This is a genomic window from Aliidiomarina sp. (assembly GCF_022565475.1).
Classification (GTDB): Bacteria; Pseudomonadota; Gammaproteobacteria; order Enterobacterales; family Alteromonadaceae; genus Aliidiomarina.
This window is the reverse complement of the sequence record NZ_JAIUMR010000003.1, coordinates 195,306-216,055: the sequence shown is the minus strand read 5'-3', so window position 1 is coordinate 216,055 and position 20,750 is coordinate 195,306. Positions and strand designations below refer to the sequence as shown.

The 20,750-nt window shown below is 49.4% G+C and carries 17 protein-coding genes; 5 read left to right on the top strand and 12 right to left on the bottom strand.

Features of this window, described 5'->3' with window-relative positions:
- Positions 1-771, top strand: a complete 771-nt coding sequence (locus LAT77_RS04360; RefSeq protein WP_290563329.1) for a molybdopterin-synthase adenylyltransferase MoeB — start codon at positions 1-3, stop codon at positions 769-771.
- On the opposite strand, the gene LAT77_RS04355 is transcribed toward LAT77_RS04360, so the two are convergent.
- The 3 genes from LAT77_RS04355 to LAT77_RS04345 form a co-directional block, all read right to left on the bottom strand.
- On the bottom strand, positions 719-1,171 hold the full coding sequence (locus LAT77_RS04355) for a putative zinc-binding protein (RefSeq protein ID WP_290563328.1): 453 nt from the start codon (positions 1,169-1,171) through the stop codon (positions 719-721). The genes LAT77_RS04360 and LAT77_RS04355 overlap by 53 nt on opposite strands.
- Before the next feature lie 175 nt (positions 1,172-1,346).
- Complete coding sequence (locus tag LAT77_RS04350) at positions 1,347-2,549, bottom strand: NnrS family protein (protein WP_290563327.1); 1,203 nt, start codon at positions 2,547-2,549, stop codon at positions 1,347-1,349.
- A gap of 25 nt (positions 2,550-2,574) precedes the next feature.
- Positions 2,575-3,843, bottom strand: a complete 1,269-nt coding sequence (locus LAT77_RS04345; RefSeq protein WP_290563326.1) for a NarK/NasA family nitrate transporter — start codon at positions 3,841-3,843, stop codon at positions 2,575-2,577.
- Positions 3,844-4,143: 300 nt separating this feature from the next.
- On the opposite strand from LAT77_RS04345, the gene LAT77_RS04340 reads away from it, so the two are divergent.
- Positions 4,144-5,625, top strand: coding sequence for a NarK family nitrate/nitrite MFS transporter (locus LAT77_RS04340; RefSeq protein ID WP_290563325.1), 1,482 nt, complete (start codon positions 4,144-4,146; stop codon positions 5,623-5,625).
- Positions 5,626-7,404, top strand: a complete 1,779-nt coding sequence (locus tag LAT77_RS04335; protein ID WP_290563324.1) for a bifunctional protein-serine/threonine kinase/phosphatase — start codon at positions 5,626-5,628, stop codon at positions 7,402-7,404.
- Here the strand turns inward: LAT77_RS04335 and mog are convergent, their stop codons facing one another.
- Genes mog through LAT77_RS04320 form a run of 3 tightly spaced genes read right to left on the bottom strand, consistent with a single transcriptional unit; the run spans position 7,405 to position 9,825 of the window.
- Positions 7,405-7,947 carry a molybdopterin adenylyltransferase gene (mog, locus tag LAT77_RS04330; RefSeq protein WP_290563323.1) on the bottom strand — a complete coding sequence of 181 codons (543 nt, stop codon included), beginning with the start codon at positions 7,945-7,947 and terminating at the stop codon, positions 7,405-7,407.
- Positions 7,944-8,819 (bottom strand): U32 family peptidase, encoded by an 876-nt coding sequence (locus LAT77_RS04325; RefSeq protein WP_290563322.1) that lies wholly within the window; start codon positions 8,817-8,819, stop codon positions 7,944-7,946. Before LAT77_RS04325 ends, mog begins: the two co-directional genes overlap by 4 nt.
- A gap of 10 nt (positions 8,820-8,829) precedes the next feature.
- A complete protein-coding gene (locus LAT77_RS04320; protein WP_290563321.1) occupies positions 8,830-9,825 on the bottom strand; it encodes a peptidase U32 family protein in 996 nt (331 codons plus the stop codon).
- A gap of 233 nt (positions 9,826-10,058) precedes the next feature.
- On the opposite strand from LAT77_RS04320, the gene LAT77_RS04315 reads away from it, so the two are divergent.
- Entirely contained in the window at positions 10,059-10,508 is a 450-nt protein-coding gene (locus tag LAT77_RS04315; protein WP_290563320.1) for an SCP2 sterol-binding domain-containing protein, read from the top strand.
- A 73-nt stretch (positions 10,509-10,581) separates the two neighbouring features.
- Here the strand turns inward: LAT77_RS04315 and LAT77_RS04310 are convergent, their stop codons facing one another.
- The 4 genes from LAT77_RS04310 to LAT77_RS04295 form a co-directional block, all read right to left on the bottom strand.
- The gene (locus LAT77_RS04310; protein WP_290563319.1) at positions 10,582-10,983 is read right to left on the bottom strand and encodes a ribonucleotide reductase subunit alpha; all 402 of its coding nucleotides are present in this window, start codon (positions 10,981-10,983) and stop codon (positions 10,582-10,584) included.
- A 115-nt stretch (positions 10,984-11,098) separates the two neighbouring features.
- The gene (gene nrdD / locus LAT77_RS04305) at positions 11,099-12,946 is read right to left on the bottom strand and encodes an anaerobic ribonucleoside-triphosphate reductase (protein ID WP_290563318.1); all 1,848 of its coding nucleotides are present in this window, start codon (positions 12,944-12,946) and stop codon (positions 11,099-11,101) included.
- Between the two features lie 35 nt (positions 12,947-12,981).
- Positions 12,982-13,446, bottom strand: coding sequence for an anaerobic ribonucleoside-triphosphate reductase activating protein (nrdG, locus tag LAT77_RS04300; RefSeq protein ID WP_290563317.1), 465 nt, complete (start codon positions 13,444-13,446; stop codon positions 12,982-12,984).
- A gap of 289 nt (positions 13,447-13,735) precedes the next feature.
- Positions 13,736-13,918, bottom strand: a complete 183-nt coding sequence (locus LAT77_RS04295) for a hypothetical protein (RefSeq protein ID WP_290563316.1) — start codon at positions 13,916-13,918, stop codon at positions 13,736-13,738.
- Positions 13,919-14,321: 403 nt separating this feature from the next.
- On the opposite strand from LAT77_RS04295, the gene LAT77_RS04290 reads away from it, so the two are divergent.
- Positions 14,322-16,589: a nitric-oxide reductase large subunit gene (locus LAT77_RS04290; protein WP_290563315.1), complete on the top strand. Its 2,268-nt coding sequence runs from the start codon at positions 14,322-14,324 to the stop codon at positions 16,587-16,589.
- A 107-nt stretch (positions 16,590-16,696) separates the two neighbouring features.
- On the opposite strand, the gene LAT77_RS04285 is transcribed toward LAT77_RS04290, so the two are convergent.
- Positions 16,697-18,346, bottom strand: coding sequence for a diguanylate cyclase (locus LAT77_RS04285; RefSeq protein WP_290563314.1), 1,650 nt, complete (start codon positions 18,344-18,346; stop codon positions 16,697-16,699).
- A complete protein-coding gene (locus LAT77_RS04280) occupies positions 18,343-20,730 on the bottom strand; it encodes a transporter substrate-binding domain-containing protein (RefSeq protein ID WP_290563313.1) in 2,388 nt (795 codons plus the stop codon). The genes LAT77_RS04285 and LAT77_RS04280 overlap by 4 nt, the downstream gene beginning before the upstream one ends.
- Positions 20,731-20,750: the final 20 nt, after the last annotated feature.

Genomic DNA, 20,750 nt, shown 5'->3' with positions numbered 1-20,750 from the left:
ATGTCGAAACCCACACAGCCTATGTCTGACCAACAGGCCTTACGTTACTCGCGTCATGTCATGTTGCCGACCGTCGACTTCACGGGCCAAGAGCGTATTCTTGCGGCTCGCGTCGCCATTGTCGGCATGGGTGGCCTCGGCTGCGCAGTTGCACCGTATTTAGCTGGAAGTGGTGTCGGTGAGTTAATTCTCATCGATAACGATCGGATCGAGCGCAGTAACTTGCAACGTCAGATTCTATTTCGTGAGCATAATATCGGTGATTCTAAGGCTGAAACCGCGGCAGCAACGTTGCGCGCCTTAAACAGTGAAGTGAAAATCCAAGCGATCAGCGAGCGCCTCACGCGCGATAACCTCGAGGCCGTGCTGGTTAACAGCGACGTCATCGTGGACTGCTGCGACAATTTGGAAACGCGCAATTTGCTTAATGCATTTTGTTGGCAACAACAAATTCCCTTGGTGTCCGGCGCCGCCATCCGCTTCGAAGGTCAAGTCGCCGTCTATCCGATGACTGAAGACACCCCGTGTTATCGCTGCTTTAGTCGTTTGTTTGGTGAACAACAACTGACGTGCATGGAAGCTGGCGTTTTCTCGCCGGTCGTTGGCGTTGTTGGCGCGCTACAAGCCGTTGAAACCCTCAAGTTAATTGCACACGTAGGTGAGACATTGAGTGGCGCAGTGCTACTTTACGACGGCGCTCACGCAAGCTGGCAACGCATTAATCTGCCGAAGTCACCGGATTGTTCGGTATGCGCAAATCCGCGTGATTAACCGGCTGTTTTTTCAGTCCGATTTGCTCATAAACATATTCCAACGCATGAAATGTATCCGCCAACGTGCAATTTTCTTGATCATGCTTCTTCAAGCCCAAACGGGTCAGCTCAATGTGCCACGTCGGCTCGACGTCAGCTTTCTTCAGTGTGTTTTTTACACAAGCAAGTGGACAGCCATCTAAAGCGATAATTTGTCGACCAGAACGCGCTGTTTTCAGCAACGGACGCACACCACCACCAACACCGGCAATGCAGGACATTTCCGCAACGCCTTCGCGGCTCATCCAAACGGCGATATCGTTTGCCAGTTGGGCAACGTTCGAACAACCTGAACACGAATAGACCAGCGGCTTCTCAACCACGCTCATTTTCGGCTCTACATTTTCAACCTGTGCCATCGTGCACTCCTCCGTAGATCATCTGCCACGCTTTCAGCGCTTCGCAGACTATGGGGAGAAGTTTAGAGAGTCCAAGAAAATCCGGATTGATATGAATCAAATCACAGAAAAGAAAAGGCGCCGTACCTCGAAAGAGTCAGGCGCCTTTGATTTACATCATACAGTTGACTACTTATTAACCAGGCCGACCGTCTTCTCGCGGCGTGGTCAAGACCGGAAAATACACCACAATATAGAACAAATAAGCCACGACCCAAGCGCCGATGGCCACGTTATACCAAGTTAACGGGAAACCGGGAAGCAACCAACCGGCAAAAATGCGGAGTAAGGCTGCGAGGATAACCAACACAAAGGCGACGGTCATAATCGCTTTCGGTTGTAATAAGCGACCCGTGTGACCGAGTGACACACGTGCCATCATCGCCAAGATCATCACGCCCATTGCGCCAGCCGTTAACGCATGCACCCCAGTACTTACACTCACCGAAAATCCAGCATAGCGCAGAGCGAAGAGCGCTAATCCTAACGGGATAAATGCAACCGCTATGTGTAATGACCAGAGTAAAGGTACGTTAAACGTCACCCAAAAACGCACTCGGACAAGGCGAATTAAGTTCACCACCGCCGCAAAGGCAAACAGTACAGCCATCGCCGATGCTGGAATATGAGGTGTTAATAAGAAAAAGTGCAGCGCAAAAATGAGCCATAGCGAGCCTAGCGCAAGTTTATCCAACAAGGGCACCGGTGTGACCCTCGGCGTCCCCGTCCCGTTCGCTGTAAACATCGGTAAAACCCGCCCAGACACAATTGCCATAATTAGGGTGATCAACCAAATAGCATTCATACTGCCATGCTGGATAAACTGGAATTGCCCCCAAATCACGCCGGCATGCATGAGACCATTACAGACGGTGAGGAGCAAGAGCACCGGCACAAAGAACAAATTTCGTGTTTGCCCAGCTTTCATCACAATCACGGCAAACATAAGTGCAGCGAGTGGTAGGAAAGCTAAATCGACGATCGCTACGAGCCAAACCGGTAAGCCGCCACCGAACAGCATTAATAATCGACCCGCTAGCCAAACTGCAGTGAGAATGAAGAGTTCGCGCCCATGTGTAGCGCGCATTCCTGTCCAGTTCTGCACCGCGGTGAGAAGAAAACCGACAATAATGGCAGCAACAAAGCCGAAAACCATTTCATGTTGGTGCCAGAACATTACATTGTAATATGGCGTTAATTGAATAATACCTGACAGCGCCAAACCCCAAAGGAGCATAGCGATCACGCTGAATATTGCACCAAACAAGAACATCGGCCGAAACGCTTGACGTAATAACGGCGCTAATGCTTGCTCCTTGGCTAAATCTGTAATTTGCATAACGACGTTCCCCTTGATTTGTCGCTTACTGTTCTTGATAAAAGTCGTGCGCTTGTGCAGCCGCAAGTTCTTTGCGGTAACGCTCAGCGCGCATGGCAAAAAACATTACCGTCATACACACAGCTAACACGGCATAGAGCACCATGAAGGCACCACTACTAATACCAAGCAAATCTTGTGCCACACCGAATAAGACCGGTAAGGTGCAGCCACCTAAACCACCGAGCGCGGCGACAATTCCACCCACAGATCCCATCTGTTGTGGGTAGTGATTGTGGATAACTTTATAAACGCTCGCTCGGCCGAGTCCCTGCGCAATACCAATGACAAAAATCAAGCCGGTAAATAACCAAACGTTAATTTCCACCGACAGCACGACATCCCGTTCGAGACCGTGAATGGTCATGGTGGTTGGCGGGTAGCTCAAGAAGAACAAACACACCAAACAAATCCAAAACACGCTCCAATTGACCAACTGCCCACCGTACCGATCTGCTAACCAGCCGCCGAGCGCCCGCACCATACTCGAGGTCGTGACAAAAAACAGAGTGAAGCCCATCGCTTGCTGAAAGGTCAGGTGGTAGGCACTCATGTAGTAACTTGGCAGCCATAGGATCAGGGCTAAGAAGCTACCGAAGACAAAATAGTAATAAAGGCTAAACCGCCAAACCCGTAGATCTTTTAACGGTCTTAACTGATCACGCCAAGCCGGTTGGAATTTCGGCACATAGCTGGGTACTTTCGGTGCCAGAGCCATAAAAACCAGAAGCATGAGCAAGAGGCCTATCGCGTAGAACGGCCCGGTCCATTGCCAATCGAGCCGCATCACCAATAACGGTAGCAGAATAAAGGAAATAGCAGCACCGGCATTACCGGCGCCAAAAATACCAAGCGCGAGACCCTGTTGTTGGCGTGAAAACCAATCTGTCACATAACGAATACCGAGGGTAAATGAGATCCCACTCAGGCCTATCCATAAGCCGACCCATAAAAATCCTGCATAGCTGTCAATCAAGGGGAGAAGTAGCAAGGCCGGAATGGTGATCACCATCTGCCAAATCCATAACGTCCGAGCCGACCAATATTCCGATAGGATGCCAACCGGAATGCGCAATAAGGCGCCAGAGACAATTGGCGTTGCGAGCAGCAGGCCGAGTTGTGTGCCACTGAGCTCGAGTTGCGCTTGGATATCAATACCGAGCACCGCGTAAATAATCCACACCGAGAAGTTCGCTGCAAATGCTAACGTGGCTAAAGTGAGTGCTCGCCAAGCACCGGGAAGGGTCGCATCCATTTAATTATCCTGCCTCTACATTAGCTACATGATAATGATTTTTACCTGTATTCGCTGCAACCACAAGGAATACCTCCATAGCCCCTGGCTACCACCTTTCCCAAATTAAACTAATACGTTTGAGGTATACACCTCAAATAAAATCAATCACCTAGCGGATATCTTTATACCTCTTTTGGGATAGCGAGTTACTTTTCCTTAATTTTCGCCCAATCGCCTTCTTGATGTAGATCAAGCAAGCTAGGCCTATACCTAAAGACAATGCACTCAGAATAAACCCCTACTTGTAATGAGGTCATCATGTCGTCTGCTACTAGCTTAAATTTGTTTCGCTTCAGCGATCCAAAAATAAAGACGCTGCATTTAACTTGGTTCGCGTTCTTTCTCACCTTTGCGGTGTGGTTTGCACATGCGCCATTGCTATCATCGATTCAAGAAACCCTTGATTTGACCGATGCGCAAGTGCGCGCGCTATTAATCTTGAACGTCGCTATGACCATTCCCGCGCGGATTATTGTCGGTATGTTGGTCGACAAATTGGGGCCACGCCTGATTTATTCCGCCCTATTAGTGATCTCTGCCTTTTTATGTATTGGTTTCGCTTTTGCCAATACCTACACCAGCTTAGCCATTTTCCGTTTCTTGTTAGGCTTCGTCGGTGCCGGTTTTGTTATCGGTATTCGTCTTGTTAGCGAGTGGTTTCCCGCCCATCAAGTTGGTACAGCCGAAGGCATTTATGGCGGTTGGGGTAACTTTGGTTCCGCCGCCGCTGCGATGACGCTTCCTGCACTAGCACTGGCATTTGGTGGTGACGATGGCTGGCGTTACGCCATCGCTTTGGTTGGTATTTTGTGTGGTATCTACGGCCTAGTATTCTACAAGCTCGCGCGTAATACCCCGAAAGGCTCGATTTATTTTAAGCCGAAAAAATCAGGTGCCATGTTGGTGTCTTCTTGGGGCGCCTTGTGGGCGTTAATTTTGATGAATATCCCCATGTATCTTGCCCTTGGTTTACTGGCTTGGCGCCTAGCACCCGGCGGCGTAAACCTGCTCTCTGAATCAACCATGTACGTATTCTGGGCCATACTTCTGGTGGTGTTCATCTATCACACTTGGCAAACTTGGAGTATCAATGCCGAACATTTGCGTGAAGGTGTTCCGGAACTGGAGAAATTCTCATTTAAACAAGTGGCTATTTTAAATATCGCCTACTTTGCGACCTTCGGTTCAGAGCTTGCGGTCGTGTCCATGCTGCCACTGTATTTCTTGCAGACGTTTGAAGGCTTGAACCCCGTCACCGCTGGTTTACTAGCGTCGGGCTTTGCTTTTATGAACTTAGTTTCGCGGCCGATGGGCGGTTGGTTCTCCGACCGTTATGGTCGTCGTCGCACCCTGATTATCATGATTTCCGGCTTGGCAGTTGGTTATTTTATGATGGGACTTATTGATAGCAACTGGTGGATTTTAGTTGCGGTACTCGTCACCATGGCTTGCTCGTTCTTTGTGCAAGCGGGCGAAGGTGCTGTATTTGCCATGATTCCACTGATTAAACGCTCGATGACAGGACAAATCGCCGGTATGGCTGGCGCCTATGGTAACGTGGGTGCGGTGGTCTACTTGACTGTCCTCAGCTTTGTTTCCTACAGTGTCTTCTTCTATGTCATTGCAGCTTCAGCATTAATTGGGCTGGTCGCGGTGTTCTTTATGGACAACCCGAAAGGCCACATTACTGAAGTCATGCCAGATGGCACGGTTCACACCATCGAGGTAGGCCATAAATAAATGGAAACACAGGCACCGATAGCAGGGCCGGAGCAATCACAGCAACTACAGCTTGATTACTTTGTTCTCTGTAACGAAGGCGGTAAACAAGGCAACGAAGATGCAGCCGCCGCCTTGGTGCCTGAAAGTGCTCATTTATTGACCTATAAAGGCGCTATTTTCACTGTCGCCGACGGTGTCAGTAGCGCCGAAGCAGGACGAGAAGCCAGCACCACTGCAGTCCGGACCTTTATTCAAGACTATCCGAAAACGCCCGACACCTGGTCGGTGAGCCATAGTGCTGGGCAAGTGCTATCGACCATCAATTTACGTTTGTATCGTCACAGTCATGCCTTTGCCAACGAAATGAAAGGTCAGTTGTGTACCTTTAGTACCGCGATCATAAAATCTCATTCGGCGCATATCTTTCATGTGGGTGACAGTCGCGTTTACCATTGGCGCAAGGGTCAATGCCAACAACTCACCCACGACCACACGGCTCACCTCAGTCAAGATCGCCACTTTCTCGCTCGTGCCTTGGGGATGGACAGTAATCTGCAACTTGACCACCAACGGATTAATTTGCAAATCCACGACAAATTGCTGCTAAGCTCAGACGGTTTACACGAGTTTGTTAGCCTTGACGCGATACAAGAAGCGCTCAATGCGGGGCTGTCGGCGCAAGCAACGGCGGAACAATTATTTGCGCAGGCACTGGCAAACGGTTGTGACGACAATGTCAGTATTATCGTCGTCGATATCCACCAACTACCGAATGAAAACATTGACGACTATCACGAGAAACTCACCAAACTGCCCTTCCCGCCAGCCTTTAGCCCGGGCATGAAAGTTGACGGTTATGAGATTATCAGCGAACTCTTTGCGAGCTCTCGTAGTCATCTCTATCTCGTCCGTGACAACGAAAGCGGTGCCGAAATAGTCATGAAAACACCATCGGAAAACTTTTCCGACGACACCGCTTACATTGAACGCTTTATTCGCGAGGAGTGGATCGGCAGTCGCATTGAAAGCCCGCATGTAACCAGAATTATTCGGCAAAACCGGCCACGGAGTTTCCTCTATTATTTAATGGAGTACGTAGAAGGCGTCAACATGGAGCGCTGGCTAGAAATCAACCAGCCGATTAAACCAGCTCGGGCGCTCAGTATTCTCGAACAAGTTGCGGCTGGCCTGCAGGCTTTCCATGATTGCGAAGCGATTCATCAAGACCTAAAACCCGGCAATATCATTATTCAGCAAGAGCCTGGCACCGGGAAAGAAACCGCCAAAATTGTCGATTTCGGCTCAGTATTTGTCGCCGGCGTTGCCGAGATTTTCATTCCGATTGACCAAGAGTCCGTATTAGGGACAGCTGCCTATTCAGACCCTTTGTACCTCACCGGTAAAAACTCAGCGATTCAAGGCGACGTCTATGCACTCGCCACCATCGCCTACGAGCTCTTCACGGGAAAACTGCCCTATGGCAGCAAAATTGAAGAGTGCAAAACACCGAGTGACTATGACCGCTTGCGCTATATCAGCGCTCGTAAAGCCAACCCAGCGATACCAGTCTGGCTCGACCGCGCACTCGAGAAAGGGGTGTCATTTGACCTGCAAGTGCGCTACACCACACTCGCGAGCTTTTTACGTGACATTCGCCAACCCAACCCGGAGTTTTTGCGCGACGAAGTCAAGCAAAGCACCCGTGGCAGCAGCTTACTGTTTTGGCAGCTGCTGTCGGGATTTTGGTTTGTCACCTTGCTCTTGGTCATCTATCTGTTTGTGATCAACCGCGGCTGATTACTTTGCCTTTGGCCGAAAAGGCTGTATCACGCTTTCGTCACACTCTAAGTACGGACCTTCCATTAAATCAATGCAATACGGTACGGCTGGGAAAACCGCATCGAGGCATTGACGAATAGCTTTCGGCTTGCCCGGTAAATTAATCAGCAAGCTTGACCCGCGCAGCCCTGCCGTTTGCCGCGACAAAATAGCCGTCGGCACATACTTCAACGATTCTGTGCGCATCAGCTCACCAAAACCGGGCATCATGCGGTCACACACAGCTTCGGTCGCCTCGGGGGTGACATCGCGCTTTGCTGGCCCTGTGCCGCCAGTCGTTACCACCAGACAACAACCGTCCTCATCAACCATGCGTTTGAGCATGGCTTCAATCTCCGGCTGTTCATCGGGAATCACTTCATAAACAGGCTCCCACGCCGAAGTTAAATAGTCATTCAGCGTAGCAATGATTGCTTTGCCAGAGATGTCTTCGTAAACGCCAGCACTGGCACGGTCGCTTACGGTCACAATGCCAATTCGAGCTTGCTTCGTTGTTGTCATGCTTGCTGCACCATTCCTGCTAGTTGTAGCCAATAGCCATTCACATCGCCCGCGGGTAATTTTATTGGGGCGGCTCCTTGGGTATTGTCGCGGAACTTCTCTAGCCAGTCAAAAGTGCCTTCCGCTTGTGGGCTAATCCGCACCACGTCAACGAGCCCTTGCATCTGAGGAACTTGATTAATGAGGTTATAGCGATCGCCGGACTGAGTTTGAATACCATTGAGCACAAAAACACGCTGACCGTCTTGACTGTCGACGCGGCGCCCATCTGGATACTTAATACAGCAGAGTTCGCATTGATCTTTATGCCGATTCTCCGAACGCGCCGTAAAGCATCGGGCCGACCAAGCGAGTGGCATGTGCCCAAAGGCAAAGACTTCGGCTTCAAATCGATCACGCACCGATTGCACCTCGTCATGGCTAAGCAACTCTTGCAGCCAATCCCGCGAGAGCTCAACGGGCATAACCCAACGTTGCATGCCCATGTCGACCAGTCGTTTCACGCTGTGTTGGTTATACACACTGATCGCTGCACCGGCGACGAATGGCAATCCATGTTCACGCAGTAAGCGAATGGCACCGACATCATTTGCCTCGACAAGAAACTCGCCATTGTCACAATAGCGTTTCAGCTCACGCAACTCCGATGGCGCCTCGAGTAAGGTCATAGTCGACAAGCACACTTGCTTTCCTGCTTCGCGGAGTTCATGGGCAATGGTCAGATAGTCATCGAGCTTGAGTTCGCGGCGCTTGCTGCACACCGTCTCACCAAGGTACACCACATCCACATCACTTTCAGCTGCTTGACGATAGAACGCCTGCATGGTTGCTTTTGGCCAGAAGTACAGCACCGGCCCTAATGAAAACTGCATGGTTTGTCTCCTATTTCCAGCTGCGGTGGTAGGCACCGATGGTGGTTTGACTGCCCTCGGAAAGGCCCGCGAGTACCCGATTCCAATCGTCTTGGACATGGAAACGATCGGGATCATGCAAAACCGCGTCAATGGCGGCGCGCCAGACTTTGGTAATCTGCGCCACGTAAGCAGGTGAACGCTGACGCCCTTCAATTTTTAGCGAGGCAATTCCTTCCTTGTGTAACTCCGGTAAGAGCCCTAAGGTATTTAGACTGGTTGGCTCTTCGAGTGGATGGTAGACCTCACCGTCGACAGCAAAACGACCTTTGCACAAGGTTGGATAACCGGCTGTTTCCTCAGGTTGAAAGCGATCAATCAAAACACCGTTAAGACGTGATTCAAGCACGCCGTCCTTTTCGTCCCAACGCACGCAAGCCGCTGGCGAGCAAGCTCCAACCGTATTCGGCGACTCACCGGTCATATACGAACTCAAATAACAACGACCTTCGGCCATAATACAAAGACTGCCAAAGGCAAAGACTTCCAAATCTACATTCGTGGTTCGAGCCAGTGCGCGGACTTGGTTCATGGCTAACACCCGTGGCAGTACCACACGTTTTACGCCAAATTCTTGTTGATAAAATTCAATCGCCGCCGCATTCGTTGCCGACGCTTGCACGGACAAGTGAACTTCCTGTTCCGGGTAGCGCTCGGCGATATAACTCAATACCGCCATATCGGCAACGATCAGCACATCAACGCCTGCCTGAATGGCCGCATCGACCGCAGCCGTCCAGCGCTGGAACGTATCTGGATGGGCAAAGGTATTGATCGCAACATGAATTTTACGACCATGCTGATGCACATAACGCACCGCGTCATGCAATGTTCCGGCTTCTAAATTGAGTCCGGCAAAATGGCGGGCATTGGTTTGATCTTTCAAACCAACATAGACAGCGTCAGCACCATGCTCGATGGCTGCTTTTAATGCTGGAATACTCCCTGCAGGACATAACAATTCCATAAAGGGCCTCATTCATTAATAAATTCAAAGTGAACAGTGACGGACGCACCTTAACCCAGACTTTCTCATCAATACTTGATTTAGATTAACGCGGCGGCACAAACTTTTGATACCGTTTAAGGGTCTTTGATTTTACCCAAAATATTTACGGAAGTGTTTGAATGTTAAACAAAAATAGAGTTATCCAGAAGGTGGTAGAAGCAGCCCCCAATGTTGTCGCAAAAGGGGTAAAATTGGCGCCGTCGAAATTGACCACCCAGTCCTTGCAGTTCACCTTAAATCAGTTTTTCAAAACTGATCTGCAACAAGGGCGGCTCGACTTTCTGCGCAACCGCACAGTAAAAGTGGTCGTCAGCGATATTCAGCTTGAGTTTATTGTGACACTAAACCCGCAACAGATGGCACCGCGCCTAAAGGTCATCATGACAACGCACGATGCCGATATTCTCTTCCGTGGCAACATGGACGATTTGTTCTTGCTCATCACGCAAAAAGTCGATCCGGACACCTTGTTCTTCCGCCGGAAATTAATGCTGATTGGCGATACCGAACTCGGTTTGGAATTGAAGAACTATTTAGACACGATCGAGTTGCAAGCGCGTCTCCCGAAAGCTTTATATGATCTTTCAGAGGCACTCGCCGAGGAAGTGCTATTGAGCCGTGAAGCGCGCGCTCAGCATTAATCGAACGGGCCTTCACAAAAAGAAAAACCGCTCAGTGGCAGCTGGTGTACCAGCGCACTGAGCGGAAAAGTCGTCAGAGAATCCGGAGCAATTCGCCCTGACGATTAAAAGCGAGAAAATTAGCAATGTTCCCACCCTTAATACTTTCCACCATCATCTTTAATGGCTGCTCTGCTTGTTCAGGTGTTGGCGGCACACCAATTAAGCCGCTCATACTCGCTGCGAACGCGATATCCCAGTCAACACCCGTGTGTTCAGATTCGCGCAACAAAACGTCGAATTGTTGAATTTCTTCTGGCAGTTTATCGACGCAAAGCACTGGATTTAAGTTGCCACCTTCGCCCCGTTGAAAGCGTTCTTGCTGTTCCGCTGTGGCCTTTTCTGGCATTTCAGCCTTGGTGAACACTAACAGTAAGCGCTGCGGCTCAGGCTGTTTTTGCGCTGCGTCAATAAAATCGTCATAACTACTTAACATGGTGTTGCTCCGAACAAAATTGATAGCGGCAGCTTACCACATTAACCTGCTCCTCTCCTTCCGCCAAAAGGGGAGGAAACCCTCCCCTTTGTGGGTAGTCTTTGTTTGCTCTTGGTTAACTGACGTTCTCGAGCGTCTTTTGTTCGTCGACCGCTTTGCCGAACCGGGCATTCGCAGCCAGCTGGTTGCGTTCACGATGGTAGTGGCGTAACGAATGCTCGCGACGGCGTCCAGCACTGAACGCAGACACGCGTTTCAAATAGCCAATGACCCGCGTGCCATAATCAATATCGTCAGAACCGCAGTCTGAGCAGGCGCTCAGCGTGCGCTTGTCGATATGCTCGCAGCGATTACAGATGGTGATTTTCACATTGATACAAAAATAGTTGCAGCCTGTTGCAGCAGCGGTATTAAACAATGCCAAGTAGCCTTCGGTGGACAGTTTTTCTTCCACATTTAAATGTAAAGCTGAGCCACCATCGAGATACTCGATCAGTTCTTTTCCATGTAACACAAATTTATCCAGCGCGTTCACACTGTCATCTTCAACGGTGTAAAAATATGAGTTGTAGCAATCGCGCGGCACAAAATAGCCATCTTTCCGGTCCCACTTAGCGTTCTTGACGCCGAGGTTTTCAGCCGGCACAAACTCTGTGTTGAACATGTAACCGTAGGTCTTTTTCGCGGCTTTATTGGCGTCATAAATGACCTTCAAATGTCGTTGCACAAAGTCCTTATAGGCTTGGTTATTTCCTACTTGAATGCCTTGCGACTCGGCAGCCTCGGTCATACCGTTAATGCCGATTGTGAGAAATTGCTTATCGAGGCTAATAAAACCCGCATCATAAACGGTAAGCAGTCCAGCCTCTTTGTACTCTTCCATTAAGCGTCGGTAGGCCACTTGGTATTTGTGTATCTTGTCGATTTCTTCCGCCAAATCACGTTGGTCTTGGACAAGACGATTCATATTCACGGTAATGACGTTAATCGACCCGGTCGCAACCCCTCCAGCGCCTAGCGTATAGGAAAACGTATTGTCAGCAATTTCACTGCGCAAGCGACAGCAGGACGCCAATGAATCGGCACTGTCAGACAAATAGACGAAGAATGAACTCCCCTTCTGCATGTGGTTTGCCATGTCATAAGCAAAGGATTGATCTTTACAACGACCGCTATCAGTCAACATGGCTACCGTCACCACTGGGAAGGTTAAGATCGTTTTATTGCGCTCTTCATTGAACCAATCTAAGAAGAAGTCTTGTAGTGCTGATACGGACTTCCAGCTCGGCTTGCTAAAATCTGGGAAAACAAATTCCCCAAACATGCTGTCAAAATAGTACTGATCATAAATGGAGATATTCCAGAACACGCTTTGGTAGCCGCGCGCAGCTGCCGGCTGATTTAGCGCATAAACCACATGTTGCAAATGGTTAGCAATTTCATGGCGGTGAGTATTGAGATAGTCATCGCCATAATCTTTGCGGGCAAAGTAGTCGAAGTAGGTTAAAAACTCGACCGTTGCCACAGCACCAGCAAACTGCGAACTCACAGCAAACACGAAGTTGACGAAGGTGCCGCAGAAGGACTCAATGTGCTTCGGTCCCAACGATTCGCCCCCCAGCTTCGTTAGTCCGTCACGCAAAAATGGATACATAGTGACCGAAACACAATAGGGTTTAAGGCTGGTCTCGTCATGCACATAGATTTCATGATTTTCAATTTGCCGAACATACTCGGTGGCCAGTTCTGCGCCAAATAGTTCGGTAATTTTGCGACTCACCTGAGCACGGTTCACCTGGACGAAGAAGTCTTTCATCAGCTCCGCTTCCAAGGTCGCCACGTTCTTTTGTGTTACGTTCGCATTAGCATCCATTTTCGAGCCATCTGCGGCATTTTGGGCACTTAAATAATCATCAATGAAGCCTAACTTACCGTCGATTTGTTCTTGATTCATCCGTAACATGATGTGTTCCCCTGTTCATTTTTGTTGATGCAGACCTATAGCAAAAAGCGGAAATTCAGCAGTTCCCCTCGGCGCAAGTCGACAAAACGTTGGTTCGTTGTCGGACTATTTAAGCCGCCCCGCTCCGCAATCCACGGTCCCGTTTTTAAATAATCTAAATGCTTGTGAAGATCGTCGGAAACATCCTCTAAGCCGGTATACAGGCAAGTTTTCAGCCCCGCCTGCCGAGCCAATCTTAATAATTCAAGTAGGGCTTGTGGCTGCCATTCACCACCTAGAAAGACAACACAGGTCAACAGGCCTCGATAGTGGTCGAGCCGCTGCTGGAAATAATCTGGGGTCAATACCGTGCCACTACCCTGCGGCCAAGTGTCGACACTATGGCAACCTTTACAGCCGACTGAGCAGCCGGTGATGGTGTAAGCCAGCGACGTTTCACCCGGCACTTCCTGCCAAACCACTTGCTCTTCGCTGTAACGTAAATAACCGTTAGCTTTCACTTCAACCCCATATCTTGTGTTTATTGGATTCCATTAGCACAATATATAGTGTTTACAGTAACCAACTGGCAAATCTATCCTTTGATCTAGATCAAGGTTTTGCGGCAGTGAAATTCACTACTGAACGCAAAGCCGCAGCAAATAAGGATCCTTTACCTCGTCAGAGGTAATGGGTCATCGGGATGGTTTTTTAGGCGTTTGTTTCTAAGATAGGAAAGAGCGCTCTAGCGAACTGAAAGCCCGAGCGTTTGGGGATGGAACGTTGCTGATTAAACATTACAGCGAAGCATCAACCAGGCTTGCCGCCAACATGTTCCAGCCGATCGCGCAACGACAGGTTAATCTCTTCCTGCGCCGTCATCGTCGCTTCGGTTGCAAAGCTTTGCGGTATCCAAGCGATAGCCGCTGCCACACTCACCGCGACTAGAGTGAGCTTGGCAATGCCCTTTAGTTCTGTTCGTTTGTTTGTCATGCGCAACCTCGCATTGATTCGCCCTAGACATCGATTTCATGTTCTTGTGTGGTCATTCACAGAAAGCGACTTCAGTTAGCCAATTTTACAATGTCCGTATCTTTAACAGGGGAATTTAAGGAGATACGCCAAGGGGAGTAGTTGAAATTACCGCGCCATGAGGAGCTTCGTGGTGATTTTTACCTGCTGGGTAATTTTTACCCGAAAGCGTTCAGGTGAAAACCACCAATACCGAGTTCGAAAACGCCAAGATAACCCATATATAATTGATTTAATTGGATTATTAAAAGCTGGCACGCTTCCTGCTAAATCAACCATGAATCACTCGGATGATCCGGGGAGAGTTTAGTAAACGGGAGTAAGCACATGCTTAACAATAATCAACTCAAAAAAGGGGGCTGCCATGGGTGAGTATAAAAAACTCTGGTGGACGTTAATTGCGATTCTAGCCATTACCTTTGGTATTTTGGGCTATTTCGGTAAAGAAGTGTATCGAGTGGCTCCGCCCATTCCTGATCAAGTCGTCTCCGCTCAGGGCAACCTGATCATGACCAATGAGACCATTTTAAATGGTCAAACGGCGTATCAGTCGGTTGGTGGTATGCAACTTGGTTCAATCTGGGGTCATGGTGCTTATCAAGCACCCGACTGGACAGCCGATTGGCTACGCCGCGAATTGTTAGCATGGTTAGACATTACTGCTCAGCAGATCTATGGTGTCTCCTACGACGAGCTAGACCCGCGCGATCAAAGCATGCTGCGCCATGATCTTGAAGTCGAGTATCGCACCAATACCTACGACCAAGCTCGCGACGTGCTGGTATTGAGCGACACCCGCTATGCCGCCATCCAACAAACTGCGGACTACTATATTCGCTTGTTTGGCAATGACCCCGCCTTCGAGCAGACGCGTCATAACTTCGCCATGAAGAACGATACGCTGCCATCGGAACGCCGTCGTATTGAGTTAACGCACTTCTTCTTCTGGACCTCGTGGGCTGCAGCAACTGAACGTCCGGATTCGAACGTAACTTACACCAACAACTGGCCACATGAACCACTGATCAGCAATACGCCTTCAGCGGAAAACCTGATTTGGTCGTTGGTCAGCATCATTCTATTGATCGCTGGTGTGGGTGCGTTGATTTGGGCCTGGGCCTTCTTACGCAAAGAGCACGCAGAGCCGGTCGCACCGAAAAAAGACCCCATCAGCTTAGTGAAGCTCACGCCGTCACAACGTTCACTCGGCAAATATTTGTTTGTTGTGGTTGCCTTGTTTACGCTACAAGTTTTCCTCGGTGGCTTTACTGCGCACTACACCGTTGAAGGTAGTGGCTTCTATGGCATTGATACCACACAAATCCTACCCTATACCTTGGTCCGTACTTGGCACTTGCAAGCCGCCATGTTCTGGATTGCTGTCGGGTTCCTTGCAGCCGGTCTGTTCCTTGCTCCGATTATCAATGGTGGCAAAGACCCGAAATACCAAAAACTTGGTGTCGACGTGCTGTTCTGGGCACTGATTATCGTCACTGCCGGTACCTTCATTGGTAACTGGTTAGCGATTGCACAAGTCATGCCTGAGCACTTAAGCTTCTGGTTTGGTCACCAAGGCTACGAATACCTCGACCTTGGTCGCTTCTGGCAGATCCTGAAATTCGTCGGCATCCTATTGTGGTTGGTGCTCATGCTTCGCGGCATGTTACCGGCACTGAAGAAAGACGGTGACAAAAACCTGTTGGTGTTGTTCATCTGTTCAGTGATTGCGGTCGGCTTGTTCTACGGTGCCGGCTTCTTCTACGGCGAGCGCACGCACTTGTCGGTCATGGAATACTGGCGTTGGTGGGTTGTCCACCTCTGGGTAGAAGGCTTCTTCGAAGTATTCGCGACCGTATCGTTTGCCTTTATCTTCTATAACATGGGCCTTGTTTCACGCACCACGGCAACCGCGGCGAGCTTAGCGTCAGCGTCGTTGTTCCTGCTTGGCGGTGTACCTGGTACTTTCCATCACTTGTATTTCTCAGGTACCACCACACCAATTATGGCAGTTGGCGCAACCTTCTCTGCACTTGAAGTTGTTCCTCTGGTGGTCTTAGGGTACGAAGCATGGGAAAACTGGCGCTTGAAAGCTCGTGCGGACTGGATGGCTCGGGTTAAATGGCCTCTGATGTTCTTCATTGCCGTGGCATTCTGGAACTTCCTTGGCGCTGGCGTTATGGGCTTCATGATCAACCCACCGATCGTGCTTTATTACATCCAAGGTCTGAATACGACACCAACCCACGCTCACGCGGCATTGTTTGGGGTGTATGGATTCCTTGCGCTCGGTTTCTGTCTCTTGGTATTACGCTATATCAAGCCGAACTTCCAATTCGACGAGAAGCTCATGAAAACCGCGTTCTGGTGGTTAAACTGGGGCTTGGTACTGATGCTCTTCACCAGCTTGCTACCGATTGGCTTTATCCAGTTCCACGCCAGTGCAACCGAAGGCTTGTGGTACGCACGTAGCGAAGAGTTCATGCAACAACCATTACTGCACATGCTGCGTTGGGTGCGAACTGTCGGTGACGTCATCTTTATTGTGGGTGCCTTGGCGGTCAGTTGGCAAATTACCAAAGGTGTTTTCTTTAAAGACAAAGAAGCGGCGCTTCTCGCCGAGCAAAACGCCTAATGTAACAAAAAGGCTCTACTCCAGCCCTCGGACAAGGACGTCCACTCCATTCGGGTTAAAGCTGAAGTAATCGAAACGACCAAAGAGATGACAGCAGTCATCTCTTTTTATTTGGGATTGTTTGCAAACAAATAACGATTGCGGCCTTGTTGCTTGGCTCGATAAAGCGCTTGGTCAGCTAACTCAAGAACCTCTTCAATTTGCTCGCCGTCTTGCGGCCAAATCGCGATGCCTATCGTCGAGCCGATGTTCAACGTTAATTGTTCAATTTGAAATGGCTGACGCAACGACTCTAAGACACGCTCTGCTACCATTTCGCCCGTGGCCTCAGGACACCGGTCGTCTGTCGTTAATACTAAAAGGAACTCATCGCCGCCAAGGCGCACCGCTAATTCGTCTTGCCGAACTTGATGACGCAAGCGCTGAGCGACTTGCTGTAACAAGGCATCACCGACCGCATGACCATAGGTATCATTGACCGGTTTAAACTTGTCCAGATCAAGATAAAGTAAGGTTAATGACTGATGCCGTTGCTCGGCAAACTCCCGCGCAACTTTCAGATACTTAGTTAACGCATTGCGATTGGCAAGCCCAGTTAATGCATCGCGATGGGCTTTCGACTCCATTTCACCGAGTGCAGATTCAGCACGAGTTAAACTCACCAGCAGGTCGCGCAGCGATTGCTCCAAGGACTCAATTTCACGGATGCCTTTGTGCAAAGGGATTTCGGCAATTTTTCCTTTGGAAAGACGATGAGCAGCTTGAGTAATCTCTTGTAGCGGCTCAGTGATGACGATACTTAAACGCCAGGCAATGAATGCGAAAAGCAAAATGAATAATAAGCTGGTCGACCAAATAACAATTTGTAGTTGGGTGACGGACCGAACGGCAACGGCTTCGTTTTCCCGTAACAAAATCGACCAGCCAAACCCCGGAAAGTCGCGATAGCCAGATGACTTCGTAAATCCCGTGAAGTATCGCTCTCCATCCGGCCATTTTTCCACGAGAAAACCGGATTCTCCGGCCTCGGCAGCAGTTAAGCTAGCGAGATTAAGCTCTTGCCCTGCCATACGACCGGGCCCTAACAATACTGCATTTATACGTGGGCTGACGACAAAAAATTCAATTTGATGGCGCTCGCGCAGCGGCTCCATAATGGTGGTCTGCACTTCGCGTGCCCACTCCCAACTCAGATGCGCTGCCAATACTCCACGAAACTCACCTGCGTCAGAAAAAAGTGGAAAGCTGATATCGACAAACTTCATCGCCTCACCACTTGGATTTGGTAGTAACTGAGCTAAGAGCTGCGCTTCGTGCACATCGCCATAGAAACGTTCGCTTCGCGCTTCAGTGAATACTGGACGGTGTGCAATGCTCATACCCTCAAGTAATCCTCCAGTGCTCACCTGAACAACCCCTTCGGAGTCGGTGACACCGAACCAAGCGAAGCTTGGCACTTTCTCTTGCACCGCTTCGAGTAGATCTCGCATTTCATCTGGATCTTCAAAGCTCATTCCAAATTGGCTAAGCAATTCCACTTCAATCGAGCGCGCCCACATAAATTGGTCAAGGTTATGATTCAACAGCATGCTTGTATCAATTAAGGCGTTACCAATTTGGGATTTCAATGCACGAGCCTCCGAATGGTGAGCAATCGAACTGAGCACTAACGTCAGCGCAAGAATCATGCCCGCACTGACCAGTACGAAGTGTGAACGCAAACTTCTCGAAGATGCTTGTGCCTTAACGCTTGTCAATCTTTTGCAGCTCCTATGCAAGCTTGGTTACGACCACTCGCCTTCGCTTGATAAAGAGCACGATCCGCAGCAGTAATGAGTTGATCGATAGAGTCCACATTCTGATTATCTTTGACTCCCGCACTAATCGTCACACCGTAACTCTGAGAAAAGCGGTGATTGACCACCGCAAAACGGATTTTGTCAGCAATCGCTAATGCTTGTTGATCGTCTGTTTCTGGACAAATCAATAAGAACTCTTCACCACCCCAACGGCCAAAAATATCACTGCGGCGAATATGACGTTCAACAAGGTCAGCAAACTCTTGCAGCACTCGATCCCCCACTTGGTGCCCGAGTTCGTCGTTAATGCGCTTAAAATAATCAAGGTCAATCAACACTATGGACATGTTGCGTTGATAGCGCGAGGCGTGTTCAAAGGCTTCTGCGAGCTTTAAATCAAGAAAATAACGGTTAAAGACCCCAGTCAGCTTGTCGGTCACGGATAATTTTTGTAGCTCTAAATTCTTTATTGCTAACTCATCTTGCGCTGCGCTGAGTTGTTCGTGAGCCCGACGAAGACGGTTATTTAGCAGGCGTAAACGCGCGAGATAAGCGAGCAATGAAATGACCACAATAGCGATTAAAGACAAGGGCAACCACATAGCACGTAGACTTAATCGTTGGCTAAATTCGAGCTGCACCCAACGCGCATAAATTTCTTGATGTTGCTCGGCTGGAATGCTCGCCAAAACTTTACCGATTGCGCTATGCAGCAGCGGCCAATCATTCCTTACTGCGACACCTGAATCGAAGGAGTAAGGTGTTTGCCCGGAAATTTTCAAATTCGCCAAACCATCACGACGAATAAGAAAGCTCGCAACGGCTAGGTTATCGACAAAGACATCCACCAGACCGCTGGCGAGTGCATGCAGGCCTGCTTCAGTATTGGGGTAACGCACAAGTTGTAAATATGGATAATACTCGCTTAGCAATTCGTCCGATGCATAACCGCCAACGACGCCAACACGCTGGCCACGCAGTACCTGCATATCGGGAATAAAATCCACGTCTTCACGAGTAACAATCACCATCGGCGATCGAACATATGGCGCAGTAAAATTGAGATAGTGACTACGCTCAGGAGTCGCAGCGATAACAGGAAGCAGATCGATACGCCGTTCCATTGTCGCTTGGAGCATGTCATCCCAACTCTGCATCGGCACGAGTTCAAACTGAAGGCCAAGGGTCTCGGCAATGATATCGAGGTACTCAGCTGCTAGGCCGCTCAGTTGACCAAATTCATCGAGCATTTCAAAAGGCGGCCAGCCAAGCGCTTCCACGCCGACTCGAATACTGCCAAGCTCGGCCAAAAAGGTTTTTTCCGCTTCGGTTAATTGCACACTGCGGCCAAACTGTTCATTGAAAATGACCGCGCTCTGACCTGCATGAACGTGTTGAAGTAAATTAAGGCGTTGCAGCTGCTGGCTCAAAAACTCGATACGACCAGGGTCAAGTTCACCCACTGGCGTTGATGTCGCTGACACCAGAGACGCAATAACTTGTGCCTCAGCGAAAAGCGCGCTGCGTGATTTATTTTGCGTGTTGTACTGGCTATAGATGAGTTCAACTAATTCTTGCGGATGAGCGAGTGCGTATTCCCAACCGCGAATGACCGCGCGGCGCACCGCCGCAGCTCGCTCTGGAAATAGTTCGGCTTCAGTGCGCGAGGTAAAGAGAATATCGCCGTACAAATCAATCCCAAAGTGGCGCGGGATCATGACATGAATATCAAGGCCATCTTCTCGCAATACAATAGGTTCATTGGACAGATAAACCACAGTTGCGTCGATTTCGTGATTGCGCAACATACTCAAACGCTCTTGCCACGAGCCAGGAACAAGCTCAACGTCGCGAATCCGCTGATCCGCTAATAAAGCGAGGACATCGAGACCATCAGCGCTGCTTTCATAAAAACCAATTCGCCGACCGGCCAAATCTCTCGGACGGCGGATCTGCTTCTCCCGCAAACTGACGATAGCATTGGCTGAGTATTGGAAAATCGCTGCAACCAGGACAATATCTGGATTTTGCCCAGCTTCCAGCAAAGCGACCGAATCAGTGATTGCGTAATCGCTACGGCCATCGAGCACCTGCTGAATAATATTCTCACTGGTGTCGCGCTCTCGCAGCACAACGTTCAATCCCTCATCAGCAAAGTACCCTTGCTCGAGAGCCGCATAGTAGCCGGCAAACTGAAACTGATGTTTCCATTTCAATTGAATAGTGATTTCTTGATCGACTGCATGCACCACTTCAAAGCCCGTAGGTCTCTGTTGCGCCGTTGCGTTGCCGAACACAACGCTAAGCGCAATAAGAAACGTGCAAAGCAACATACGTAGCATAACAAGTTGATCCTATTAAA